Annotated in this window: 38 protein-coding genes and 1 other annotated feature; of the genes, 27 read left to right on the top strand and 11 right to left on the bottom strand. The window is 59.3% G+C overall.

The window, feature by feature from the left end:
- Positions 1–111: 111 nt before the first annotated feature.
- On the bottom strand, positions 112–561 hold the full coding sequence (locus NB311A_RS14465) for a hypothetical protein (RefSeq protein ID WP_009799359.1): 450 nt from the start codon (positions 559–561) through the stop codon (positions 112–114).
- Positions 562–762: 201 nt separating this feature from the next.
- On the opposite strand from NB311A_RS14465, the gene NB311A_RS14470 reads away from it, so the two are divergent.
- The 3 genes from NB311A_RS14470 to NB311A_RS14485 all read left to right on the top strand — a co-directional run bounded on the left by NB311A_RS14470 (position 763) and on the right by NB311A_RS14485 (position 3,057).
- On the top strand, positions 763–969 hold the full coding sequence (locus NB311A_RS14470; RefSeq protein ID WP_009799360.1) for a hypothetical protein: 207 nt from the start codon (positions 763–765) through the stop codon (positions 967–969).
- Positions 970–1,255: 286 nt separating this feature from the next.
- A protein-coding gene (locus NB311A_RS14480) for an IS3 family transposase (RefSeq protein ID WP_086008680.1) occupies positions 1,256–2,487 on the top strand; the annotation gives its coding sequence in 2 pieces (ribosomal slippage) (positions 1,256–1,547 and positions 1,547–2,487; 1,233 coding nt in all).
- Positions 1,540–1,656: a sequence feature (AL1L pseudoknot), on the top strand. It overlaps the preceding gene by 117 nt.
- A 318-nt stretch (positions 2,488–2,805) precedes the next feature.
- On the top strand, positions 2,806–3,057 hold the full coding sequence (locus tag NB311A_RS14485; RefSeq protein WP_009799361.1) for a hypothetical protein: 252 nt from the start codon (positions 2,806–2,808) through the stop codon (positions 3,055–3,057).
- A gap of 124 nt (positions 3,058–3,181) precedes the next feature.
- Here NB311A_RS14485 and NB311A_RS20695 read toward each other — a convergent pair whose 3' ends face one another.
- The 3 genes from NB311A_RS20695 to NB311A_RS14495 all read right to left on the bottom strand — a co-directional run bounded on the left by NB311A_RS20695 (position 3,182) and on the right by NB311A_RS14495 (position 4,587).
- Positions 3,182–3,475: a hypothetical protein gene (locus tag NB311A_RS20695; RefSeq protein ID WP_083780473.1), complete on the bottom strand. Its 294-nt coding sequence runs from the start codon at positions 3,473–3,475 to the stop codon at positions 3,182–3,184.
- Between the two features lie 513 nt (positions 3,476–3,988).
- Complete coding sequence (locus tag NB311A_RS14490; RefSeq protein ID WP_009799362.1) at positions 3,989–4,381, bottom strand: type II toxin-antitoxin system HicB family antitoxin; 393 nt, start codon at positions 4,379–4,381, stop codon at positions 3,989–3,991.
- A 17-nt stretch (positions 4,382–4,398) separates the two neighbouring features.
- A complete protein-coding gene (locus tag NB311A_RS14495; RefSeq protein WP_009799363.1) occupies positions 4,399–4,587 on the bottom strand; it encodes a type II toxin-antitoxin system HicA family toxin in 189 nt (62 codons plus the stop codon).
- A gap of 540 nt (positions 4,588–5,127) precedes the next feature.
- Between NB311A_RS14495 and NB311A_RS21590 the strand changes: the two genes are divergently transcribed.
- Both NB311A_RS21590 and NB311A_RS14500 read left to right on the top strand, forming a co-directional pair.
- Complete coding sequence (locus NB311A_RS21590) at positions 5,128–5,649, top strand: hypothetical protein (RefSeq protein WP_131522918.1); 522 nt, start codon at positions 5,128–5,130, stop codon at positions 5,647–5,649.
- Between the two features lie 22 nt (positions 5,650–5,671).
- Complete coding sequence (locus NB311A_RS14500; protein ID WP_009799364.1) at positions 5,672–6,058, top strand: hypothetical protein; 387 nt, start codon at positions 5,672–5,674, stop codon at positions 6,056–6,058.
- Positions 6,059–6,102: 44 nt separating this feature from the next.
- On the opposite strand, the gene NB311A_RS22060 is transcribed toward NB311A_RS14500, so the two are convergent.
- The gene (locus NB311A_RS22060) at positions 6,103–6,258 is read right to left on the bottom strand and encodes a hypothetical protein (protein WP_009799365.1); all 156 of its coding nucleotides are present in this window, start codon (positions 6,256–6,258) and stop codon (positions 6,103–6,105) included.
- A gap of 128 nt (positions 6,259–6,386) precedes the next feature.
- Entirely contained in the window at positions 6,387–6,680 is a 294-nt protein-coding gene (locus tag NB311A_RS14505) for a hypothetical protein (protein ID WP_009799367.1), read from the bottom strand.
- Between the two features lie 256 nt (positions 6,681–6,936).
- Here NB311A_RS14505 and NB311A_RS14510 point away from each other — a divergent pair, with 256 nt between their 5' ends.
- Positions 6,937–7,122 carry a hypothetical protein gene (locus NB311A_RS14510; protein ID WP_083780482.1) on the top strand — a complete coding sequence of 62 codons (186 nt, stop codon included), beginning with the start codon at positions 6,937–6,939 and terminating at the stop codon, positions 7,120–7,122.
- Between the two features lie 62 nt (positions 7,123–7,184).
- Here NB311A_RS14510 and NB311A_RS14515 read toward each other — a convergent pair whose 3' ends face one another.
- The 5 genes from NB311A_RS14515 to NB311A_RS14535 all read right to left on the bottom strand — a co-directional run bounded on the left by NB311A_RS14515 (position 7,185) and on the right by NB311A_RS14535 (position 9,049).
- Positions 7,185–7,559, bottom strand: coding sequence for a hypothetical protein (locus tag NB311A_RS14515; protein WP_009799369.1), 375 nt, complete (start codon positions 7,557–7,559; stop codon positions 7,185–7,187).
- A complete protein-coding gene (locus tag NB311A_RS14520) occupies positions 7,556–7,891 on the bottom strand; it encodes a hypothetical protein (protein ID WP_009799370.1) in 336 nt (111 codons plus the stop codon). The genes NB311A_RS14515 and NB311A_RS14520 overlap by 4 nt, the downstream gene beginning before the upstream one ends.
- 24 nt (positions 7,892–7,915) lie before the next feature.
- Positions 7,916–8,254, bottom strand: coding sequence for a hypothetical protein (locus NB311A_RS14525; protein ID WP_009799371.1), 339 nt, complete (start codon positions 8,252–8,254; stop codon positions 7,916–7,918).
- A gap of 25 nt (positions 8,255–8,279) precedes the next feature.
- Entirely contained in the window at positions 8,280–8,462 is a 183-nt protein-coding gene (locus NB311A_RS14530) for a hypothetical protein (RefSeq protein WP_131522919.1), read from the bottom strand.
- Between the two features lie 179 nt (positions 8,463–8,641).
- Positions 8,642–9,049, bottom strand: coding sequence for a helix-turn-helix domain-containing protein (locus NB311A_RS14535; protein WP_040675358.1), 408 nt, complete (start codon positions 9,047–9,049; stop codon positions 8,642–8,644).
- A 56-nt stretch (positions 9,050–9,105) separates the two neighbouring features.
- Between NB311A_RS14535 and NB311A_RS23225 the strand changes: the two genes are divergently transcribed.
- The 21 genes from NB311A_RS23225 (at position 9,106) to NB311A_RS14630 (ending at position 22,640) form a co-directional block, all read left to right on the top strand.
- The gene (locus NB311A_RS23225) at positions 9,106–9,462 is read left to right on the top strand and encodes a hypothetical protein (protein ID WP_371256524.1); all 357 of its coding nucleotides are present in this window, start codon (positions 9,106–9,108) and stop codon (positions 9,460–9,462) included.
- Positions 9,459–9,584: a hypothetical protein gene (locus NB311A_RS22930; RefSeq protein WP_009799374.1), complete on the top strand. Its 126-nt coding sequence runs from the start codon at positions 9,459–9,461 to the stop codon at positions 9,582–9,584. Before NB311A_RS23225 ends, NB311A_RS22930 begins: the two co-directional genes overlap by 4 nt.
- A gap of 85 nt (positions 9,585–9,669) precedes the next feature.
- Positions 9,670–10,107: a hypothetical protein gene (locus tag NB311A_RS14545; RefSeq protein ID WP_009799375.1), complete on the top strand. Its 438-nt coding sequence runs from the start codon at positions 9,670–9,672 to the stop codon at positions 10,105–10,107.
- Positions 10,108–10,140: 33 nt separating this feature from the next.
- The gene (locus tag NB311A_RS14550; RefSeq protein ID WP_009799376.1) at positions 10,141–10,320 is read left to right on the top strand and encodes a hypothetical protein; all 180 of its coding nucleotides are present in this window, start codon (positions 10,141–10,143) and stop codon (positions 10,318–10,320) included.
- The gene (locus NB311A_RS19780) at positions 10,317–11,216 is read left to right on the top strand and encodes a DUF1376 domain-containing protein (protein ID WP_009799377.1); all 900 of its coding nucleotides are present in this window, start codon (positions 10,317–10,319) and stop codon (positions 11,214–11,216) included. The genes NB311A_RS14550 and NB311A_RS19780 overlap by 4 nt, the downstream gene beginning before the upstream one ends.
- Positions 11,213–11,518 (top strand): hypothetical protein, encoded by a 306-nt coding sequence (locus NB311A_RS22065; protein WP_165475262.1) that lies wholly within the window; start codon positions 11,213–11,215, stop codon positions 11,516–11,518. The genes NB311A_RS19780 and NB311A_RS22065 overlap by 4 nt, the downstream gene beginning before the upstream one ends.
- Positions 11,478–12,956 carry an AAA family ATPase gene (locus tag NB311A_RS14560; RefSeq protein ID WP_245257003.1) on the top strand — a complete coding sequence of 493 codons (1,479 nt, stop codon included), beginning with the start codon at positions 11,478–11,480 and terminating at the stop codon, positions 12,954–12,956. Before NB311A_RS22065 ends, NB311A_RS14560 begins: the two co-directional genes overlap by 41 nt.
- Before the next feature lie 8 nt (positions 12,957–12,964).
- Positions 12,965–13,336 (top strand): hypothetical protein, encoded by a 372-nt coding sequence (locus NB311A_RS14565; RefSeq protein ID WP_009799379.1) that lies wholly within the window; start codon positions 12,965–12,967, stop codon positions 13,334–13,336.
- The gene (locus tag NB311A_RS14570; protein ID WP_050752126.1) at positions 13,333–14,448 is read left to right on the top strand and encodes a DUF6551 family protein; all 1,116 of its coding nucleotides are present in this window, start codon (positions 13,333–13,335) and stop codon (positions 14,446–14,448) included. Before NB311A_RS14565 ends, NB311A_RS14570 begins: the two co-directional genes overlap by 4 nt.
- Positions 14,445–14,732: a hypothetical protein gene (locus NB311A_RS14575; protein ID WP_009799381.1), complete on the top strand. Its 288-nt coding sequence runs from the start codon at positions 14,445–14,447 to the stop codon at positions 14,730–14,732. The genes NB311A_RS14570 and NB311A_RS14575 overlap by 4 nt, the downstream gene beginning before the upstream one ends.
- Positions 14,729–14,944, top strand: a complete 216-nt coding sequence (locus tag NB311A_RS14580; RefSeq protein WP_009799382.1) for a LuxR C-terminal-related transcriptional regulator — start codon at positions 14,729–14,731, stop codon at positions 14,942–14,944. Before NB311A_RS14575 ends, NB311A_RS14580 begins: the two co-directional genes overlap by 4 nt.
- Positions 14,937–15,359 carry a transcription termination/antitermination protein NusG gene (locus NB311A_RS14585; RefSeq protein WP_009799383.1) on the top strand — a complete coding sequence of 141 codons (423 nt, stop codon included), beginning with the start codon at positions 14,937–14,939 and terminating at the stop codon, positions 15,357–15,359. The genes NB311A_RS14580 and NB311A_RS14585 overlap by 8 nt, the downstream gene beginning before the upstream one ends.
- Positions 15,360–15,488: 129 nt before the next feature.
- Positions 15,489–15,809 carry an HNH endonuclease signature motif containing protein gene (locus NB311A_RS14590; protein ID WP_009799384.1) on the top strand — a complete coding sequence of 107 codons (321 nt, stop codon included), beginning with the start codon at positions 15,489–15,491 and terminating at the stop codon, positions 15,807–15,809.
- A gap of 188 nt (positions 15,810–15,997) precedes the next feature.
- On the top strand, positions 15,998–16,462 hold the full coding sequence (locus NB311A_RS14595) for a hypothetical protein (protein WP_009799385.1): 465 nt from the start codon (positions 15,998–16,000) through the stop codon (positions 16,460–16,462).
- Positions 16,463–16,464: 2 nt separating this feature from the next.
- On the top strand, positions 16,465–18,003 hold the full coding sequence (locus tag NB311A_RS14600) for a terminase large subunit (protein WP_009799386.1): 1,539 nt from the start codon (positions 16,465–16,467) through the stop codon (positions 18,001–18,003).
- A 12-nt stretch (positions 18,004–18,015) separates the two neighbouring features.
- Positions 18,016–19,248 carry a phage portal protein gene (locus tag NB311A_RS14605; RefSeq protein ID WP_009799387.1) on the top strand — a complete coding sequence of 411 codons (1,233 nt, stop codon included), beginning with the start codon at positions 18,016–18,018 and terminating at the stop codon, positions 19,246–19,248.
- 5 nt (positions 19,249–19,253) lie between these two features.
- Positions 19,254–19,907: an HK97 family phage prohead protease gene (locus NB311A_RS14610; RefSeq protein ID WP_009799388.1), complete on the top strand. Its 654-nt coding sequence runs from the start codon at positions 19,254–19,256 to the stop codon at positions 19,905–19,907.
- A gap of 9 nt (positions 19,908–19,916) precedes the next feature.
- Entirely contained in the window at positions 19,917–21,200 is a 1,284-nt protein-coding gene (locus tag NB311A_RS14615; protein ID WP_009799389.1) for a phage major capsid protein, read from the top strand.
- A gap of 65 nt (positions 21,201–21,265) precedes the next feature.
- Complete coding sequence (locus NB311A_RS14620; protein WP_009799390.1) at positions 21,266–21,652, top strand: hypothetical protein; 387 nt, start codon at positions 21,266–21,268, stop codon at positions 21,650–21,652.
- Positions 21,653–21,699: 47 nt separating this feature from the next.
- On the top strand, positions 21,700–22,296 hold the full coding sequence (locus NB311A_RS19785) for a hypothetical protein (RefSeq protein WP_009799391.1): 597 nt from the start codon (positions 21,700–21,702) through the stop codon (positions 22,294–22,296).
- Complete coding sequence (locus NB311A_RS14630) at positions 22,296–22,640, top strand: phage head closure protein (protein ID WP_009799392.1); 345 nt, start codon at positions 22,296–22,298, stop codon at positions 22,638–22,640. The genes NB311A_RS19785 and NB311A_RS14630 overlap by 1 nt, the downstream gene beginning before the upstream one ends.
- Positions 22,641–22,660: the final 20 nt, after the last annotated feature.

The following is a 22,660-nucleotide window of genomic DNA, read 5'->3' on the forward strand; positions in this document are numbered from 1 at the left end:
CACGCGGCCGTCACGCTCCGCAGAAGATCGCGGACCAGGTTGCGGCCATGGAAATGAAAAGGACGAGCGCGACCAGCGAAGGAAGGTCGCTGCAAGCGGCACGGACGATACTCATGTCAGCACGACCGCAGCGGTGTTCTTCGAAGAACGGTGGACGTTTGCCACGTCCGTGCAGAGCGACGAGAGAAGGGCGGACGACCGGTCGAGATCGTTTGTCAACGCCATGTTGGCGACGGTAGCCTTCGCGCGCAGCCCGTCCAATGTCGTCGGCCGAAGAGTTGCTATCAGTTCCTGCTGCTTCCTGGCGCGCTTCAGCAGCGCGGAGTCCATGCGCTGGGCGAAATCAGCGTCGTCGGTCGGGTCGACTTCAAAGGCGCCGTTCATTCCCTGGACAGCTATTCCGAACTCGACGCAAGCCTGGATCAGTTCAGCGTCGGGATGATCCGGCAGATTTGCGCGGCGGGAGCCGGGTGCCCGGCTTGCTTTGGCCGCTGTCGTGAAGTCGACCACATTGGGCTTCGAGGCCCGCTCGGAAACGGTAGCTTCGGCGCGATCTCGCATTCACTCTCTCCCCGTCCTTGCCCCGGAAGGCGGTTAAAGCCGGTTCATGTAGAGAGATGTTGCCATATAGGCAAAATACCGTCAAGATAAATTTGCCAAATAGGCAAAGAAATATTGTCCTGTGGCGCACAGGGGATATGATGACGGCAGGAAAAAGCCCGCCGGGAAGGGCGGACGAGATCTATGCGAAAAGAGAGACCGGTGGCTGATCTGAATCTCGTCAAAGCAGCAGATGCCGTCATCGACGCCGGCGTTGATGCCTATATGGAATGCGACCGAGAGTTTGATTTACCCTCAACTATCGTCGAGCGGGTCTATCTTGCGATGGACGAGGCGGCCCGCTCGCTGAATCTCGGAGACGCTTCAAGTCTTCGATTAAGGACTCGATCTGAATGGTGGTCGACCTAAGATCGCTCGCTGTCATAAGTACACCCTCGGGGGTTACCTTTTTCGACCCTCTGACCATTTCGCGCAAGTTTTTGGGCCAAGACCCGCGGGAGAGTTGGACGTGCCATTCGTTTCTGCTCGATAGATAGCCCCATATACCGTGGGCAAGAAGATTGCGCTTTGTGCCTAGCGTCAACGTGCGTTTGTAGATTGATTTATACAGAGCATCATCCCATGACCCATGTCGCACAGCGATATGAACCGCCCCGGGTTTGCCGGAGGCTCCAACTCCTGAGAGGATGGAGCCATGACAAGCAAGACGACGAACAAGTTTTCACCGGAGGTTCGGGCCCGAGCGGTTCGAATGGTTTTGGATCACGGCAGCGAGTATCCGTCCCGCTGGGCTGCGATTGAGGCGATAGCCCCCAAGATTGGCTGTTCCGGCCATACCCTGCTGGAATGGGTGAAGAAGGCGGAGATCGACAGCGGCAAGCGAGCAGGCGTCCCAACGGACGTGGCGGAGAAGCTGAAGGCGCTTGAGCGTGAGAACCGCGAGCTTCGGCAAGCCAATGAGATTCTGCGCAAGGCAAGCGCTTATTTTGCGACGGCGGAGCTCGACCGCCGGTCCAAGCCATGATCGCCTTCATCGACGATCATCGCGCGGCGCATGGGGTCGAGCCGATCTGCAAGGTTCTGTCGATCGCCCCCTCGACCTATCATGCCCATGTCGCCAAACGGCGTGATCCCGCCAAGCTGTCGGCGCGCGCCAGGCAGGATGTCATCCTGAAGATCGAGGTCCGGCGCGTCTTCGATGAGAACTTCCGCGTCTATGGCGTGCGCAAGATCTGGCGGCAACTCAAGCGCGAAGGCTTCGATATCGCCCGTTGTACGGTGTCACGATTGATGCGGACCATGGGCTTGCACGGTGTTATCCGCGGCAAGTCGGTCAGGACCACGATCGGCGACAAGGCGGCGCCATGCCCGCTGGATCACGTCAACCGCCAGTTCAAGGCGTCGAGGCCGAATGCGCTTTGGCTCTCCGACTTCACCTATGTTGCCACCTGGACCGGCTTCATCTATGTCGCCTTCGTCATCGACGCCTATGCCCGCAGGATCGTCGGCTGGCGGGCATCACGTTCGGCGCACGCCGGCTTCGTGCTCGATGCGCTGGAGCAAGCCCTGCACGATCGACGGCCGGTCCATCGCGGCGGGCTCGTACACCACAGCGACAGAGGAAGTCAGTACGTATCCATCAAGTACACCGAGCGCCTGGCTGAAGCTGGCATCGAGCCGTCTGTCGGCAGTGTCGGCGATTCCTACGATAATGCTCTCGCCGAAACCATCAACGGCCTCTACAAAGCTGAGGTGATCCACCGACGCGGACCGTGGCGTAGCTTCGAGGCCGTCGAGTTCGCAACGCTGGAATGGGTCGATTGGTTCAACAACCGACGGCTCTTGGAGCCCATCGGAAACATCCCGCCCGCCGAAGCCGAGCAACGCTACTACGCCATGCTGGAACAATCGGCCATGGCGGCATAACTTAAACCAAACGGCCTCCGGCAAACCCGGGGCGGTTCAATAAGCTCGGCCAACATGGTTAGACGATCGGTAACCGCTGGCTCTTTAAGCGCTATTCGACCCTCAGCAGGGGTTAGATCAAGTGCCTGCCAGTTCATCTCCTGCACGCAATGCTCGAAGTAGGCCCACCTTACTAAAATTCGCCCGATCTCGCGGGTCATACTTGCTGGGAGTTGGTAATTGGCAGACCCAATAACGTGCTCAGCGACATAATCCATGTGTGTGCTTACGATTTGTCCGTAGGGAAGCCCGCGCGGGCGCTATGCAGGAACGAATCGCATGCGTAACGTGATCCCGTTTCCACAACGAGAACCAGCAGCGCCGCAACCAGAGCGTTTAGAGCTTTTTGACGACATCGATGCATCGACGGGGAAACCGATATTCGGCCTGTTCGTGAGGATGGCCGACGGGTCGTGGGTCGACGGAGAGTTCTACGATTCTGCCGCAGAGCGGGACGCTGCAATTCCTTCATGGAGGGCCGATTGGAGCATCGACGTCGTCGAAATTTTTTGGAAGCGCAAACCGGCCTGAACCAACCAACCCAGAACGCGGCAAAGAACGATTCAATGCTGACGACAGGAGATAGTTCCGCAAGCACATGGCCCGATCTGGCCAATAGAATAAAAGGCCCGGGTTTGATCCGGGCCTTTGACGTTTACCAGTAACCGTAAGGTCGGAAGTACGGTCTGTAGTACGGGCGATAATACCGCGGCCCATAGTACACGGGGCGCGGGCCGTAATACCCGTAGGGTGCGCCATAATAACCGGGACCGTAGTAGTACGGCGACGATGCGGCCGCCGCAAAAGCTAAAGCACCGGCAGCCAGGCCTAGGCCGATGCCCGAGCCCGGCCCCCATCCTCTATGGCCGCGCCAATGAGCCTCGCTAGGAGCAACAGAGGCGGTCGTAATAGCGACTGCCGCCAGGGTCGCAAGAATGATTCTCCGCATTGAAACATCCTCCAGTAATTCTACAGACGGCTGTTAACCCCGCCCGGGCGGATCAGTTCTATGCGATGACCAGATTGTGCAAAATGGCCCGCTGGAAGGGGCTACGACCAACGGGCCACTTCGGGTCCGGGGAGGTCGGGTGCGGTGATCCCCGTTCCGCTTAATCCAATCAGCCGGACAGGTGATGTTCCTACGCGCCGGTGAGCGCACGCCACGAAAAAGGCCCGCCGGATGGAGTCACAGCGGGCCTTTCCGGGGTCGGGGATCATGGGGGTGCGGAGATCGTCCCGTTCCGATTGTACAATCTGCGTGGCAGGCGAGTGTTCCTAAATGAGAAAACCCGCCGGTGTGGGTTGAGGGCGCCGGCGGGCTCGACGAGGGCGGTGGCGGGTTCGAAACCATCCGCCGTGCAGGTAATCGAGACGGCGGTGTAACGTTCCCGGATACGGCCGCAGGGCAGGCATGCGGTCGGCCTTTTCGTTTTGGCGAAGGTCTGATCGGCGCCCCCAACAATCACGCCGCCATGGCTTTTCGGGCCGCCTGAGCCAGGAAGCCGGACCGGGTCAAGCCATGGCTTTCCGCGTACCGATCGATTTCCTCAAGGGCATCGGCCGGAAGGGTGACGTTGACGCGGACGGTTTTGATAGGAGCTGCCGGAGCCTCGATGAGAACCGCGACAGCTTTCTTGTTTTCAGCGTCCTTCATGATTTCTTCCATGGACGAAGGGGCGGGAATGTCCTCGCCGTCCTCCGCCATACCTTCCAGATGCAGGGCGAGGGCTTCCACCGCCATGGCCCGCGCCTCGTCCAGGGTGCTGCCGGCGGTAGCCACGCCCGGAAGATCGGGAAACGACACGCCGTAGTCGCTATCGGGGTCCTTGTGAATAAGGGCGATGTACTGACGCATGGGTGGCTCCGTTCTCATTATCCCAGTTTGATCCTGGCCTGCTTTTCGATGCTCTTAAGCGTTCCGAGCGGGATGTCTTTCTTGGGGTGCGGAACAGTCACGCGACCCGGCTTTGTGGGGTGCTTGAATTGAACGTGGCTGCCCTTTCGGGCGACCTGCTCCCATCCGTCCTTCTTCAGAGCCGCGATGATTTCCGTTGATCTCATGATGTGTATTAATACACATCGCTAGTGGAGCAGTCAAGTAGAATAGTGTGTATCTATACACACTCACTTGCCAGTTGAGCCCCCGGCGCGAGCTACCCGGCGGCGAGATTGAGTTTACGATGAAGCGCCTGCGGAGCGCCGACTAGAAGCGCTCGATCACAAAAAAAGCCCGCCTCTGGGGAGCGGGCTAGTTTCGGGAATAAGGAACGGGCCCCAACGGAGATATGGGGTGGCCCCCGTTCCGGCTAACCAATTTACTAAATTGAAAGTTGTTCCCTCGAGAAAAGCTCGCATTGGGCGAAATGCGATCGCCGGAGCGAACAGCGAAAGGCCCGCCGGAGTTGGGGGGATTAGCGGGCCTTTCGGGACCGGGATCTGCCGTACCAAGCGATCAACCGTTCCAGACGAATAATGCAGGCGGAGGGTATGCGGTTCCGAAGAGCGCCTGTGATGCCCAGCCAGGTTGATCGGCACTCCCAACGCAACTAGCCTACGTTTATTGATTCTTGAAACTACCGTTCTTTAAACTTGGAATTAACCGTGAACCTTCTTGATCAGCCGGGCGGCAGCGTTTTCGTCGCCGAATGCCCCGTGTGGGATAAAAGCTGCGGAACTCTCAACGGACGTGATCACTTATTAATCGGGATCACATCTCAAGCCCTTAGAGGAAAGGGCATCCGCGGTATGAGTTGGCATCTCGGACAAGCGTACGGAGTTGTTTCGACTGGATTAATTATGGCCAAGCACGTCTTCAAAGGGCTTAATCGCGACATGGCCATCCAAGGAAACTCGCACGCTGCCGCTGATAAATTAGCTGTTACTTGGTTAGCACCGCGCGATGCTCAACTCATCGGGCCAAGATTCAATCCCACCATCAGGTATTGCGACGCTCCACCCAATCGGACCTTCGCCGTTTACATCTCACCCAACCGGATGTTACAGCAATTTCCTCTCATCCACGGTTGGGCCGAGCATTGGGCTTGGATAGCTTCTGACCCAGCGCGCCCGACCGCGCCGGTCGATTGGGAAACGCGATACGACCGAGAAATTTGGGCAGCTTAGAGGACGATTGAGGATCAGCATCATGGCAACGGAAAGACAAAACGCATATCCCGCCGACTTCGAACTCGCTGAATTTCGTCCCGTTGCGTATTACGATAAGCATATGGATTGCATCCGTGTTGTTACGCACGACCGCAGCGTGACTGAGCATCGGATAAGTGAGTTTTTTACACTGCATGAACCTAACCACCGATTGCCATTCGACCCGGATTACGTCGGCTTTACGATCAAGGGAATCCGCAGCCTGTTCTCGGATGCAGGTATCGCGTTAGATCGCAGCTATAAGCTTGCCGACATCATAGACCGATTGGTAAAATATCGCCCTGGTTCGATGATGTCCGAAACGCTCAGGCTTATTTTCAAAGGCGACACGGGCGATCTTTCCGTTGAGATGAACGCCGCAGCTTGATCGCCTAACAGACGATCGGTCTAACCCCGCTCCGGCGGGGTTTTCTATTTCTGGCGTTTCAGCATGGTGTTATCTGTACGAGCGTACATCTCCTTCAAGAGCTTGTGCAAAACGGTAATGTCATATTTGCCCGACGCGAGGCGGACCAGCGTCCGGATATAAACTAGGGTCTCCTTGGGATCGAGGGGCGGCTGGTCCACTCATCAAATCCCTATGCCGGAGCGGGGTTTTCTATTGCCGGATGCCGATCAGCCACAGCTCTTTCGGCTTTGCCCATCGATCGATATCGGCCATCTCGTCGGCCTGACTTCGGCGCCTGCGACCGACGTCACCTATCGACGTTTACGATCGCGCCGGTGCGCGCATCAACATCGACTTCCATATAGCTTCCGGCAACGTCATAGCCCTCGACCTGCCACTGGTTGCCCCATTTGTTCGTGTTTGACACGGAAACCAGCCCGATTCCGTTGGCGATATCGACAGCCGCCTGAAGCGGCAGCGGTCCAGCCCGGGTGTAGAACTCGGACACCGGTTCCTGAACGTAGCCGATGTCGGCTGCCGACGCGGGAACAGTGAATCCGATCATGGCCAAAGCGGCGGCGGGAATCAGATTATTTCGCATGATCGTTCTCCAAAGCGCGTTCAGACATTAGACATCGTTGACACACCTCAGCAAAACGCATGTAGCGGAAGAGCGTTCCGCGTTCATCTCTTCAACCGGGTCGAGGGGCGTTCCGGATAGCTGTTGATCGGAAGCCGTTGCGGCGCAGAAACCCCGCTCCGGCGGTTTTTCTTTTGCTGGACCCGCGGGAGGTTCCTAAGGAACGCCTTACGGAGGGTGCCGTTGTCTCCTTACGCTTATAGCAAAGGAGATGGAGATGGGTAGCGATAGCAGTACGAACTTTCCTCCTGCCGGACAGCCGAAGGATGACCCGAAGAAGACCCTCGGCAAGACTATGCAGGAACTGACGGACGAGGCGGATAAGCACCTATCCGAGAAGGAAAAGAAGAGCGGCGAGAGCATCAAGCACGCCCCGCCGGGCAGGAGCGACATCGTTCCGTAGAACGCGACACACACTAAGTGCGAAGGAAGCCGTCAGCGCTCGTAAGAGGCTGGCGACTTCATTTAACCGTTCAATATAGTCGACAGGTCATGCCACTTGAGAACTATGGTCATCGCAGCGGCGATCAGGCCAACGAGAGCCGCGATTTTGCCAAGTGTCGGGAGGCTATCGACGCGCCCTTTGAGTTCGCCAAAGGCGGCGGCCGTCGGTAGGCTTTCGAAGCGGCCCTTCATGTAAGACAGGTCTGCGATGATGGTATCCAACTTGGAATCCATCTTCTCGAACTTGTCTTCCAGCGCTTTGACCCGAGGCTCTAGCATAGGATCGAATCTGTCACCTCCATTGCCGCCTTTCAAGGCCGGTTTCGGGATATTCTCGCCTAGCGTGTCATTGCTTATGACCAGCCTTGGTCCTTCGTAAGGGTTGGCCTCGCTCATTGAGCACCGACAACGACTACGCCCGACATCACGGCGTTCATGAACATTCGCAAGTGGTTATCGCTCTCAACGTTGTTCCGCTGGGACTGCGCCAACACATGGTTTGCCTCTTCGATTTTCCCTTGAGAATAAAGGATGAGACAAGTCTGGAGGGAGCTTATCGCTTGGGCTGATTTTGACATGGCGAAGAATAGGTTGTCCATGTCGCCGCGTGTAATCGCGATGTTGATCTGAGTCTGGGGTGGGACGCTGGTCCATTTTGATATCTGTGTCGCCGGTATGCTGAATGCTTGTGGCAATGGCGGCAGAGTATTGTTCGTCTCGTCACTCATAAAATCTCCCTGTGCCGTGGCCGGTTAAAGCTGTTTCGTTAGAAAATCTAGGCAACGACTATACATCTCGGGGTTCTTCGCCCGCTCGCGCAATTCAGCAACCTTGCCCTTGACGACCACTGACCAAAACGTGTGCGTGTCGCGGCCGCTGAGTCGGCCAAGGAAATAGAAGTTCGTTTGTAGCGCAGCGTTTCGTTGGTCGCTGCCCGGCTTAGTCGTTGCGATCTCAGCCGCTGACGTTACGGCGCACGCCATATCAAAGTCCTGGTCCGTCCCCACTGCCTTTGCGGCACTCGAATAGAGCGCCGCCAATATCAGGCACAAAACGTATCCGATCGGGGTGTTGCGGGCAGGGCGGTTCATCGCGGCATCATCAAATTTCCGGGCATCACCCCAACAGATCCCGCAGCGTCAGCACGCGCCAGACGTTCTTCACCTCGCCCATGTCGAACTCGATATCGGCCGGTGGGTTGAACTGCTGACAGTAGAGCCGCAGCCCGGTTCGTCGCACCAGCCGCTTCAGGAAGCCCTTGGGCTGGTCGCCGTCCTTCTCGGGGTAGAGTTCCACCACAATGTCATCGCCGGGCGCTGGCGGTCGAAGCTGGTCATTCCCTTGTGAAGATCCGGCATAAATACCCCATTGCTCGAAAAATAGGATTTTTGTCTTTTGCAGTCGTGCCGGAATTATAGTCTATTGAACAGATCATGAACTGTAACGGGCGTGGCTGATGGATAACCTCGACTTGGCGATCATTTCTCGTTGGCGGAATTCTCCTCCTCATGTGAGGAAGGCAGTTCTGGCTGAATTGCGCCAAGATCGATTCCGAGCAATCGAGCAATCACTGCCTGCGTCGCAGAGTCTGCCTTCAAAATAGCCTTGATAAGAACCTGCTCCCTACTGCTTGTTTCTTTGATCAAGTCTTCCGGCTTTACCCTTAGGGCTGTCGCAAAGGCTGCAAAATGCTTCACGGCGAGGTTTCGCTCGCCATTTTCAAGTCGCTGAACGTAGGACGTCGAGAGCCCGACTAGCTCGGCCAGGGTCTCAAGGGTCATCCCTTGAGATTCGCGAAGCTCTTTTATCCGGTTGGGTGCCATCCGTGCATATTGCCGGTTAGGCAAAATGCCGCCACTGCCATATAGGCAAAAAACATCTTGCATTTTATTGCCAAATAGGCAAAATGCAAAACATGACGCTGACAGAATATCTCAAACGAATGAACCAGACCGCCACCGCGCTCGCGATGAAAGTTGGCTGCGAGGTTTCAACGATCACGCGCCTAGCAAAGGGTGAACGTTCGCCGTCGATTGATCTGGCTGCCAGAATTGAACGGGCAACAAGCGGCATCGTCACAATTGCCGATCTCGCTCTGGTCTCAGCTAGCATCCCTCTCAAGCTTGAATGTGGCAGACCGAATCCTCGCCAAGATGGTGTCAGCATAATCAATGCACCGTGTATCCCATCTTCCGATAGTACAGCGGGCCATGGTCCCGCGTCATCGACGCATCCCATTCACGAAACATCTGGATTGCCCGCTGGCGAATGTGGGCAGGGGTGCGGGGTCGATCGATGATCTTCGGCGCCATTCAAGTTTCCTTTCATCAGAGCGGCAACGGCCAGGCGCACACCTCGCCTGACCGTCCCGCGTTTGCGATCACCACGACGGAGGGGCTGTCCGGCGGCAATCGCGACTGAATTCGGCGCAGCGTCCAAGTTTTCCCGACATCGACGCTGCGCCCGTCTGCATCCGTGTTCTCGATGCCAAGCCAGGAGAGCACAGATGGAATGCGTGAAGTTCGACAAACCGTCGAAGGTTGAAATGAGTGAGTTTGCGTTGCGTGAGGCGTCCGGCCTGCTGAAGACGATTGCAGGCTCGCGACGAGCCGACGAGTCCGTGAAGGCGGTGTTTCACCGCCTGTCGCGTGATCTCAAAGACTGGTCCTACGGGCGTATCCGCGCGGTCTGGTACCGCGACCATCGCGTCAAGGTCAGGACCGCCGAAATCGAGCAACTCCGCGCCATCGTAAACCGGCGCGTTGAAGACAAGGCTGCTGTCGATGAACTCGCCGAACTCCGGTCTACTGTGGAGCGTCTTGCAAAATACGAAGCGCTTTTGCAGCGCATCGATGCGGAATTTTTTAGCCCGGAAGTATCTGCGGCGCGCGATCAGGTTGGGTCGGCGAGCGGCCTTCTGGGAGACAGCAGCGTTCGACGCTGATCCCGATCTCGAAAAGAGCTTGGGAGATCATTCATGAAGGCCGAAAATCTCGCCCGATTGGAGACCCGTCTCGATCGACTCTGGCGGGAGTGGCTGGCCGCGCGCGCAAAGGCGCAGGCAAGTCAGGACATCGCTGACGGCGTTGCGGCTGGACGTGCCTGGGCGCGCTGGCTCGCAGAGTTTGAGCGGTCAGCGCAAGGGGACGCAGCATGACGGCTCCCCTGACACCGCCGGACCTGGACTTGCGAGACTTTCCCTACATGCCGCTTGATGTGGTGCGACTGCGGGACAGCGAACTGGCGGTCATATCCAGCGGAGAAGAGTTCCGTGCAGCGGTGCTGCTGTGGTGCGCTGCGTGGCATCAGGTGCCGGCAGCATCGTTGCCCGATGATGATCGCCTGCTGGCCAGTCTCGCCGGTTTCGGCCGCGATATAAAAGCCTGGGAGGCCGTGCGGGATACGGCGCTGCATGGCTTCGTCAAGTGCTCCGATGGTCGGTTCTATCATCCGGTGATCGCCGAGAAGGCGATCGAGGCCGCGGCGAAGAAAAAATCTCAGCGTCAACGTACCGCTGCCGCCACAGTGGCCGCGGCGAACCGGCGGAATAACGATGACCGTCACAACAACGTGCCAGCATCCGTTACGGATACCGTTACGGATGTCGTCACGGAGCGCTCGCAGCAATCCGTAGCGGACCACGTCTCGGATGTCGTCACCGACACCGTCACGGATACCGTTACGGAAACCAAGGGAAGGGAAGGGAAGGGAATAGATAGAAAACCCCCTGTAGTCCCCCCTTCCGGGGGGACCCCTCCCGACGGGAATGCTCTCGATCCGCCCAAGCCCAGGCGGAGGAAGCCGGCGACGCTGCCGATGCCGGACCGTGCCAGTCCGGAGTTCACGGCGCTCAGGACGGCGTTTTTCGATTACGGGCGTTCCAGGCGGCTTCCGGAACCGGCGCTTGCCGAGGAGTTTGATTTTTTCATCGGCCACCATCAGGCGAAGGGCAACGTTTTCGCGGACTGGACGGCGGCCGGGCAGAACTGGCTGCGGCGAACACAGCGGTTCAATCAGCCCCGCGGCGCTCCGACCGGGAGGCCGCAGATTTGAAAACAGCATCCGACATCCTGGCGGAGTTCGGCATTCGGCTTCGCGCCGAGCGGCACGGCAATCAGAAAACCGTCTGCCCGAACTGTTCTCACCTGCGCAAGCACAAGCGCGACCCGTGCCTGTCGGTGCTGATCGACGGCGAGGGTGTTTTCTTCAACTGCAAGAACTGTAGCTGGAAAGGCGGCAAAAGCTATGACGCTCAGTCGAAGGGCGGAAGAATGGTTCGCGGCGCGTGCGATCGATCTGGAAATCGTGTCTCGTATGGGGATTTACAGCGCGAGGCGCGACGACACTGGCGATAGCGGCGCGGTCATTCCCGACGCGAGCGGCGATATCCTCGTCTTCCCCTACCTCGAAAACGAAGCAGAGGTTGCAGCCAAGTATCGCGGAAGGCCACGCGCCGACGGTTCGAAGGTCCTATGGCAACGGGCGAATGGGCGGCGCACGTTCTACAACGCCGACGTTCTCGACGACCCGAAACTGTCCGATGGATCGGCGGCGCTCGTCATCACCGAGGGTGAGCCGGACTGCCTCGCGGTGCTTTCCGCCGGATATCCGTTCGCTGTGTCGGTTCCGGACGGAGCGCCGCCGGACAAGGATGCGCACGGCAACAAGCTGCCGCCGGTGCCGGAGACGGCGGACGATGTCGATCCGAACAACGACGACAAGTACCGATTCCTCGTCAACAACTGGGAGCGTTTGAAGAAGATCAAGCGGTTTATCCTGATGACGGATGATGACGGCCCTGGTCATCGCCTGCGGGATGAACTGGCCCGGCGCCTTGGACGGGTCCGCTGCTCGTTCGTGACTTATCCGGATTGCGGTGGAAAAAAGCCGGACGCAAACGAGGTGCTGATCCGTCACGGCGCATCGACTGTTGTCGATATGATCGCCAACGCGACGCCGTATCCCGTCAAGGGCATCTACCGGATGAGTGAATTTCCCGACCCGCCGGCGATGCAGCCGGTGACGACCGGTTGGGGGAGGCTCGACCTGCCGGTGCAGGAAGGTATGGCGGGCCTGATGATGGACCTTGGACTGTTCATGACAGTCCTCGGCATTCCGGGGTCTGGCAAGTCCACATGGACCACGCAACTCGCGGCCAACCTGGCCCGCGCCCATGGCTGGAACATCGGGATTGCGACCTTCGAAATGAAGGTCAAGCCGTACATGCAGAAACTACTGCGCAATGCGTATCTCGGGGAGCCGGCCTCCGGCGTGCATCCGTTCGATCCTCGCCTCAGGGCCGCGGACCAATTCATCGAGCAGCGCTTCATGTTCATGAGCTGCGAGATCGACGACGATGCGGAAGACCCGACCATCGATTGGGTTCTGGACCGCGCCGGAGACGCCGTGGTGCGCTTTGGCCTGAATGTTCTGATCATCGATCCGTGGAACGAGCTTGAGCATCATCGGCGGCGTGATGAAAGCCTGACCGAATACGTCGGCCGCGCCATCAAGAAGCTGAAGCGTTTCGCGCGGGTCAACAACGTTCTGGTGATCGTCGTCATCCACCCGACGAAGGAAGGCGGCCTGAAAGGGGCTGGCTCGCTATCGCTTTACGACGCGGCGGACAGTTCGCATTGGGTCAACAAGGCGGATTACGGAATCAAGATCGAGAGCGATCACCAGAACCAGCAACTAACGGTCGAAGTCGGGAAAGTTCGGCACCGGCCAACCGGGCGACGGGGCAGCACGATCTTCGAATACATCCCTGAGATGGAACTGATCAGCCAGTGAGGATTGCCATGAACGACTATGAGGCCCGTCTGGGAAAAGCCCTTGCAGTTCTTCTGGCTGCGATTGAGCAGCACGATGCTAATCCAGGGGCGAAGGTTGACCTGCCAGCCAAGTTCAGCGGCGCGATGACGCTATCAACCTTCGAGGACTATATCGACACCGGCCATTGCTTCATGGCCGATCCAATACGGAGCGCGCTCTGCAAAGGCGTTCGAGAGATCGGAAAGATCATGGCCAAGAATGGGTTCAGTTCCGACGATGCGATGCGGGTGGTCGATATTGCCACCAACAACAGTCCCAACAACTCCACCTATTGGGAGGTCATCTGCGACAAGCATTTCGATGGTATCCAGTTCTCGAATGAGGAGTGGGCGGCGTGACGCATCGACCGATCGCTCCTATCGAGATCAACGGTTTCGTGCCCGGCGGGATGCCGCGTGCGCTGCCGATCTTTGAGTGGGTCGAACCGGCGACGCTGCTCGTCGACGAGGGCTATCAGCGCGACAGCAGCGAGCGCAGCCTGAAGCTGGTTCGCAAAATCGTGGCCGGCTGGGATTGGGCGAAGTTCAAAGCCCCTTGCGCGGTCATGACGGATGCGGGGTTGGAACTGATCGACGGGCAGCACACCGCGATTGCCGCCGCGACCCATCCCGGCGTCGAGAAAATTCCGGTGATGATCGTCGATGTCGATCAACGCGCCGAACGGGCAGCAGCCTTCATCGGTCACAACAAGGATCGGGTTGCCGTCACGGCGGCCCAGCTTCACGTCGCGGCTATCGCGGCTGGTGACGACGAAGCCTTGGCAATCGAGGCGGTATGTCGTGAAGCCGGTATTCGGACATTGCGCGCGCCGACCAAGGATCCGAAGCCCGCCGAGACCATGGCGATATCAGCCATCGGCGCGCTGGTGCGCGGGCGAGGGCAGGAGGGCACAGTTCGGGTTCTGAAGATCGCACGGAATTCCGGTATCTGTCCGCTCACGCAAATCGAGATCAAGGCCATCGATCTGCTGGTCTACGGCGACGAGTATTCCGACATCAGCGACGCTGCGTTGATCGCCACGATCGCCGGCATGGGCAGGAAAGCCTATAGCGAGGCCAACGTGTTCCGGGCGGCGCACCCATCGACGCCGTTGTGGAAGGCGTTGGCGATTACTTGGTTCAAGAACAGGCGTAACACCCGCGCAGTTGAGCCGCCACGCATTGCGTCGGTGCCTCCCGTTGGAAAGACGCTCGCGAAGATCGTCAAGACCAAGCCTTCGGCGATCACCGAACTGGAAAATCTTCCGCGTTCTCTGCTCCCGCCAGAGCGAAAGGGTCAATCTGTTGCCGACCAGGCGAAGCGGGACAAACGTCCGGCTCTTCGCGGCTGGAAGCCAGGTAATCACCTTCGTCGGTGTGGAGCCTGCGGAACACCTTACGTGGGAAACCCGCGATCCGAGGAATGCGCGGATTGCGCCTATCGGGCGGAGGAGGTTGCAAAGGCGTCATGACAGATATCATTGCATTCCCACGACACCGTCAGACCATCATTCAGGTAATGCGAGCGTGGGTGCATCCACCCGGCCAACCTCTCAACCGGGAATGGTCCCTTGTCGTCGTGTTGATCGAGCCAGACGGCGGGGAAGTCTGCGTTTGGTCGGGACAAGACTGGCGAGAGGCTGTCGAAGCTGCGGAGATATGGTGCGGGGATTATCCGGGGTCGCGCGTCGTCGTTTCCTACGATCCCGACGATGATGATGACCCGGATGATGATGGCGAGCGGATGGCAGCATGAATGTGCAGAACCATGCCCTGACCGACAGGCAGCAGGCCGTCTGCGATCTGCTGATCCAGGGGCTTTCGAACAAGGAAATCTCTGAACGGCTCGGCATCAGCCACAGGACTGTTGAGGCACACCGCGTCGCGGTATTTCGGAAGTACGGCGTGCGAAACGTTGTCGAACTTGTCCGCATTCTCCTCTCAACCAAAGGGGAAGTTCATGGCTGAGCAGTTCTGGGCGGCTTGTCGGACGTTCACGGGCCGCGAGCATGTTGTCCGAGCCAAGATCGAAGAATTGGACCGCGGTGCCTTCCTGCCGACCTATGTGAGGTCGTGGGTGTCAGGTGGCAGGTTGTCGTCGTCCGAACGGGCGGCCGTCCCCGGCTATGTGTTCTTCCGGTCAAGCCGAGATGATTGGCCGCCGGTGCAGGGCGTCGACGGTGTCATTGGCGTTCTGCTGGACGGTGATCGCGCTATGCGCATTTCCAATGACGAGATGGCGCGCCTCGTTCTCGATCATGCGGCCGGCGCCCATAACAGATTTGACGGATGCGTCTCGGAAGCCTCGCGCTCTGGTCGCCGCAAGAGTCGCAAGCCGCGTCGAAGCAAGCGAGCGCGAATGCGTAGTCTTACGGTGCAGTAGTGTTACGAATATACAGACGGGCAAATCATGTGCATTGTCGCGTCCCAACAGCGACGTGGTTCATCCTTTCCGCTGGGCTGCAAAATGGTGCAGCCGCAATGGATAACTACGCCCGCATTCAGGCCGAGCATGGACCATCGCTCCGATCAGGCCAAGCAGTACCGCCGCCTCTACGGCCGGCGATGGCGCAACTATCGGGAAAGATACCTCAGGCGGCATCCGCTGTGCGTCATGTGCCAGCGCGAGGGCAAGGTCACCCCGGCGACGGTGGTCGATCACATCACGGATCACAAGTCCGACCTCGATCTATTCTGGGATCCCGACAACCATCAGCCATTGTGCAAGCCACACCACGATCGGGATAAGCAGGCCGAGACCCACAAGGGCTTCTCGGTGAGGGTCGGTGATGATGGATACCCCGTTGATCCGCGACATCCGGCGGCGCGGTAGGGCCGAGGCCGATCGGCGCTGTGTGATGTGTGAGTGATGTCACATTGGAACTTTGTGCAGCGCAATGTGTGATAAATTTATCACTGTGACATTTTGGTCGCAATGGGGCGGGGGGTGTGAAATCTCTACAGGTTCCAGGCCGGAGACCGGCGGCCCCCCACAACGCAATCGCTATTACAGGTTTTTAGATGGGCAAGCGTAAGGCGCGTATCGACAGCGCGGCGGAGGCTGTGCGCGTGATGTCGAAAGCGGCGACGGTGATCGGGCCGCCGTCGAATGTGCCTCTGAAAGATTGCGACATGCCGTTCTTCGCGAGCGTGATCGCGGAGTTCGCGCGATCGGAGTGGACCGCGCATCAGCTTGAGCTAGCGGCGTTGTTGGCGAAGAAGATGCGGATGCTGCGGGACAACCTGGAGCGGCTTGATGATGAAGGGCTGACGGCGGCGACGGCGAACGGGACGCCGTGTCAGAACCCATTGCTCGGCGGCGTGCGGATGTTGGACACATCGATCATGGCGACGCGGCGAACGCTATCGCTTCACGCGCGCGCGCAAGGCGGCGAGGGGCGTGACGTTGCCAAGCGGCGGACGATGGCGAAAGAGATCGAAGCGGACAACCCGCTCGACGACGAGTTGCTGGCACGACCGAACTGACGATGGCGAGGAAACATCTGACCCGCGGTGAACGTGTCATCGAGTTTATTCACCGATACCTGCGCGCACCGGAAGGTGGATTGCTCGGGAAGCCCATCAAGCTTCTGCCGTTCCAGCGGCAGTTCATCCTGGACATCTACGACAACCCGGCTGGGACGTCGCGAGCCTACCTGTCGATGGCGCGCAAGAATGGGAAAACGGCTACAATTGCGTGCCTGCTTCTAGCGCATCTTGTCGGCCCGGAGGCTTACCAGAACAGCCGCATTGTTTCCGGCGCGCAGACGCGCAATCAAGCCGCGGAGGTTTTCAACTACGCCTGGAAGATGGTGATGCAGTCGCCGGAGCTTTCGAAGATCATCAAGGCGACGCCTTCGGAGAAGAAGTTGACGGGGTTGCCGATGAACGTCGAATACAAGGCGATCTCGGCCGATGCGAAGGGCGCGCACGGTGGCTCACCGATCGTTGCCATCCTCGATGAGGTCGGGCAGATCAAGGGTCCGACCGACGCCTTTGTCGAAGCGATCGAGACTTCGCAGGGCGCGTATGACGGCAAGGCGTTGCTGATCGCGATCTCGACGCAGGCGTCGACCGACAACGATCTGTTTTCACGGTGGCTGGACGACGCGGCATCGTCGCAGGACCCACGCATCGTCAGTCACCTTCACGCGGCGCCGGCCGATTGCGATCTATCCGACCGCGCGGCATGGCAGGCGGCAAATCCGGCCATGGGCGTCTTTCGCTCGGTGACCGACATCGAGGACATGGCGCGCAAGGCGGAGCGCCTGCCGACCGACGAGAATAGTTTCCGTTGGCTCTTCCTCAACCAGCGCGTTGAAGCCAACGCGCCGTTCCTGTCCGCCAGCGTATGGCGATCCTGCAACGCGGCTGTGGTCGAAAGCTTCGAGGGGTTGCCGGTCTATGGCGGCCTCGACCTGTCGGAGGTCAACGACCTGACGGCGTTGGTGTTGGTCGCGCCGAAGGATGGCATTTGGCAGGTGAAACCGACATTCTGGTTGCCGGGCGAGGGATTGGCCGAGAAGGCCCGCGCTGATCGGGTGCAGTACGATGTTTGGCACAAGCAGGGCTATCTGCAGGCTGCGCCGGGGCCGACCGTCGATTACGCTTACGTCGCGGAGTATCTGCGCGGCCTGTTTGACGATCTCGACATTCGCAAGATTGCGTTCGATCGCTGGAATTGGCGGCATCTGAAGCCGTGGCTGCTCAAGGCCGGATTCGATGAATCGCAGTTGGAAGGAGACGCCGCGGTGTTCGAGCCGTTCGGGCAAGGATTCCAGAGCATGTCACCGGCATTGCGTGACCTTGAGAGCGCCGTCCTGAACAAGAAGCTGGCGCATGGCGATCACCCGGTGCTGACGATGTGCATGCTGAATGCAACGGTGCAGCCGGATCCGGCCGGCAATCGCAAGCTGTCCAAGCAGAAATCGCACGGGCGGATCGACGGCGCGGTTGCGCTCACCATGGCGATGAGCGTGGCGGGGACGCATCAGGACGAGACCGTGTCTTTCTGGGAAGTCGCGTAGGGAATCCGCTTTATGGGCTTCTGGAAACGACTGGTTGGCCGCGAACAGAAAGCGGCCTCATTGGACGATCTCATGCGCGAGGTTTACGGCGGTGGCCGTGAATCTCGATCTGGGGTCGTCGTCAACGTGCAGACCGCGCTTGAGGTTGCGACCGTGTTGGCCTGCTGCCGGGTCATAGCGGAAGGAGTGGCGCAAGTTCCGTTCAAGGTCTATCGCGATGCTACCGGCGGCAATGAGCCGGCAAAGGATCATCCGGTCTATCACCGCCTCTATCGGCGCCCGAATCCGTGGCAGACGAGTTTCGAGTTTCGCGAAACATTGATGCTCCACCTGATCCTGTGCGGGAACGCTTATGTTTTCGTCAACCGCGTTGGGACGGAGCGAGAGGTTTCCGAACTGATCCCGATCGAGCCGCAGCGCGTCACGGTCAAGCAGAACAAGGACTATTCACTCGAATACAGGGTGACTGCCACTGAGACCGGCGAGGCCACAGTGTTCGGGCAAGACGCCATCTGGCACCTTCGCGGCCCGTCATGGAATTCCTGGATGGGCATGGAGGCGACGAAGCTCGCTCGCAACGCGATCGGCCTCGCAGTCACGCTTGAGCAGGGGCAGTCCGAGTTTCAGAAGAACGGCGCTCAGCCGTCGTCGTCTTACTCGGTGAAGGACAAGCTTTCGCCGGAGCGATTTGAGTTTCTGGCGAAGTGGCTCGACCGGCATGCACCGGGCGGCGACCGGTACGGCAAGCCCGTGATCCTCGATAACGAGGCAGAATGGGCCGCGCAGATGATGAGCGCTGTCGATCAGCAGCTTATCGAGACCAGAAAATTCCAGATCGAGGAAATCTGCCGCGAATTCCGCGTCATGCCGATCATGGTCGGCCAGTCGGATAAGGCCGCGACCTATGCCAGCGCGGAGCAGATGTTTCTGGCGCACGTCGTCCATACGCTGGCGCCTTGGTATCAGCGGATCGAGCAATCGGCCGACGTCAACCTGTTCTCGGAAGAAGAACTGACGGCCGGATACTACACCAAGTTCATCCCGAACGCGCTGATGCGCGGCGCGGCGAAGGATCGTGCGGAATTCTATGCAAAGGCGCTCGGGTCCGGCGGCTCCGGCGCCTGGATGACGCCCAACGAGGTGCGCGGCCTCGAGGAAATGGACCGCATTGAGGGTGGTGACGAGCTGGCGAAGCCGGTCGTCAACAAGCCTGCCGATCCTGCAAAGCCGGACAACGAGGAATAGACGATATGGATAGGCTTGAGTTTGCTCTTGAGGTCAAGGGCGTGACCGATGCTGGCCTATTCGAGGGCTATGCCTCGACCTTTGGCGAGCGCGATCTCGGCGGCGATATCGTTGTGGCGGGCGCATTTGCCAAGTCGTTGAAATCGAGTGGCACCAAGGGCGTTAAGATGTTTGCCGACCACGATCGGCGCAAGCGCATCGGTGTCTGGACAGATATCGTCGAAGACGAAAAGGGCTTGTTCGTCAAAGGACGGCTTCTGCTCGAAAAACAGGACGGGAAGGACGCCTATATCGACCTCAAGGAGGGCGTTATCGACGCGATGTCGATTGGCTATCACGCCGTCGATCATTCCTATGATGGGCGCCGCAAAGCGCGGATGCTCAAGGAAGTGAAGCTGATGGAAATCAGCCTTGTGCCCTTCGGCATGAACGAGAACGCCCGTGTCACCGGCGTCAAATCTGCCGACGAGATCAAGACAATCAGAGAATTCGAGGAAGCGCTTCGCAACGGGACGTTGCCGCCGCTTTCCGCGAGTGAAGCCAAGGCCCTTCTGGCAGGCGGCTTCAAGGCTATCCGATCCGAGCGGGATGCCGGTGAGGCGAGCGATGAATTGGCGGACATCATCCGCCGCAACATGTCAATCCTCACTCGAAAATAGGAGGTCCGTATGGACCCGGAACTGAAGAAACTGCTCGATGAGCAGGGCGAGACCTTTGTCGCCTTCAAGTCGGCGAATGACGAAATGCAGGCCGAGATCAAGAAGCTTGGCGCGGCCGATGCCACGACCGTCGAGAAGGTCGAAAAGCTGAATGCCGCTCTGGACAAGATCCAGGACGAGGCGAAGAGGCGCGGCGACGAGCTGGAAACCAAGCTCAACCGTCTTTCGCTCGGCGGCGGCTCTGATGCCGACAAGGACGAGATCAAGGCGGCGGCGCAGTTCGGCGCCGAGCGCGGCGAACAGGTCGATCTTGACGGCTATCGCGCCTACAAGGCTGGTTTCGTCGCTTACATGCGCAAGGGCGAGCGTCTGTCGCTCGACGAGCGCAAGGCCATGTCGGTCGGGTCTGACCCGGATGGCGGTTATACCGTCGTTCCTGACGTGTCTGGTCGCATGATCAAGCGGGTTTATGAAACGACCCCGATGCGTCAGGTGGCGTCCGTCGTCACCATCGGCACGGATCGCCTTGAGGGCTTCAACGATCTCGGCGAGGGCACCGCCGGCTGGGTCGGGGAGACGCAGGCTCGTCCCGCCACCGGAACGCCGCAGCTCGGCAAGTGGGAAATCCCCGTGCACGAGCTGTATGCCTTCCCGCAGGTCACGCAGAAGCTGTTGGACGATTCCATGTTCAACATCGAAAGCTGGCTCGCGGACAAGACGGCGGACAAGTTTGCCCGTACCGAGAACGCCGCCTTCCTCAACGGCACGGGCGTCGGTCAGCCGCGTGGCCTTCTGACCTATCCGACCGCGGCGACGGCAGACGCCACCCGAGCGTGGGGCACGTTCCAGCACGTGCTCACCGGCACGGATGGAACGTTCGGCACCACCACCAACGGCACCGACAAGCTGATCGACCTCGTTTATTCGCTGAAGGCGAAGTATCGCCAGAACGCGAATTTCATGATGTCGCGAGCGACTGTCGCGGCCCTTCGCAAGCTGAAAGATGGGCAGGGCAACTATGCCTGGCAGCCCTCGCTTTCGGCGCTCTCCGGCGGCACGGTTCTCGGCTTCAACGTGGTCGAGGGCGAGGATATGCCAGCGATGGCGGCCGACAGTCTGTCGATCGCTTTCGGCGACTTCCGCGAGGCCTACCAGATCGTGGATCGTGTCGGCATCCGCGTGCTGCGCGATGCTCTGACCAACAAGCCCTACGTCGGCTTCTACACGACCAAGCGCGTTGGCGGCGATGCCATCTCCTTCGAAGCCGTAAAGTTCCTGAAATTCGGCGACTGATGATCTGCGGGCGGCTGCGGCCGCCTGCTTTCTCTCCAATTTCTCCAATATGAAAGGGCACGCAAATGCGTGATCTCGCGTCAAATATCGGCGTCGTGGCATCGCTTGTCCCGGCGGTTCAGACGGCCACGCTCAAGGGCTCGGAAGTCGATCTTCGCGGCTATGACAGTGCTGCATTGGTCATCAATACCGGAGCGATTGCCGGCGCCGGGCTGTTCGACATCAAGCTGCAGGAAAGCGACACCACGACGGACGGCGACTTTTCCGATGTCGTCGCTGCCGATCTGATAGGCGACCTGCCGGCTGCTCTTGAGGCGTCGTCGGTTTATCGGCAGGGCTATGTCGGCACGAAGCGCTACATCCGCGCGGTCATCACCCAACAGTCCGGTACATCCATCGCCGCCGGCGCAGTCGTGGTGCTCGGCCACGCGACCCAGCGTCCTATCGCCTGACAATAGGAGTGGCCCGAAGGCCACTCCTTCTCTCTTGGGGATAGTTGATGCTCGCACCCGTCCGCGTCACGCCGCCAGACATCACACCGGTTTCATTGACTGATGTGAAGGCGCAGCTGCATGTCGATCATCCCGACGATGATGCGATGATCGGCGCGTTGCTGACGGCTGCGACCGAGCATTTCGACGGGTGGACCGGGATCCTCGGCCGCTGCCTGGTCGAGCAGACCTGGCGACAAGATTTCGGATGCTTCTCAGACTGCCTGCGGCTGCCTCTGGCTCCGGTGCTGTCCGTCGACAGCATCACCTATTTCGACGGCGAGAACGCGCAACAAACGCTCGATACGTCGGTTTATGCCCTTTTCTCTGATGCGCGCGGCCCGTATGTCGGTTTGAAACCGGATCAGTCCTGGCCGGGCAGTTATTCGCGGCGCGATGCCGTCTCGGTCACGTTCAAGGCTGGATACGCCACGACGCCAGCTGAAGGTGAGACGCCCGCGCAGAGCACCGTGCCCGAGCCTATCAAGCTGGCGATCATCCTGCAGGTCAAATTGAACTACGACCCGCTTGAACCCGCGGTGAGGGAGTCTTATCAGCGCGCGATTGATGCACTGGTCGCGCCGTTTCGCCGAGTTGGTATCTGATGGTGAAGATCAGCGCGCCGAGCCTTTATTACAAGGTCCACTGCCAGAAGCGCGTCGAGCAGGACGACGGCTATGGCAACACCGTGTCCGACTTCGCCACTCAATTTACGGTACGCGCCGCATTCGTACATCTGCGCGGAGGTGAGACGGTCATCGCCTCCCGGCTTGAGAACAAGCACCCGATGATCGTGACGTTGCGGTCATCGACGCAAACGCGGCAGATCAATTCGGACTGGCGGCTGGTCGATGCGCGTGACGGCACCGCCTGGGCCGTGCGGGATGTGACGCCGGAGACCGATCGGCAGTGGATTTCGTTGTTGTGTGAGCGCGGGGTGGCGGCGTAGCCATGGCGCAGCTTGTCTTG

This window comes from Nitrobacter sp. Nb-311A, assembly GCF_000152905.1.
Lineage (GTDB): Bacteria > Pseudomonadota > Alphaproteobacteria > Rhizobiales > Xanthobacteraceae > Nitrobacter.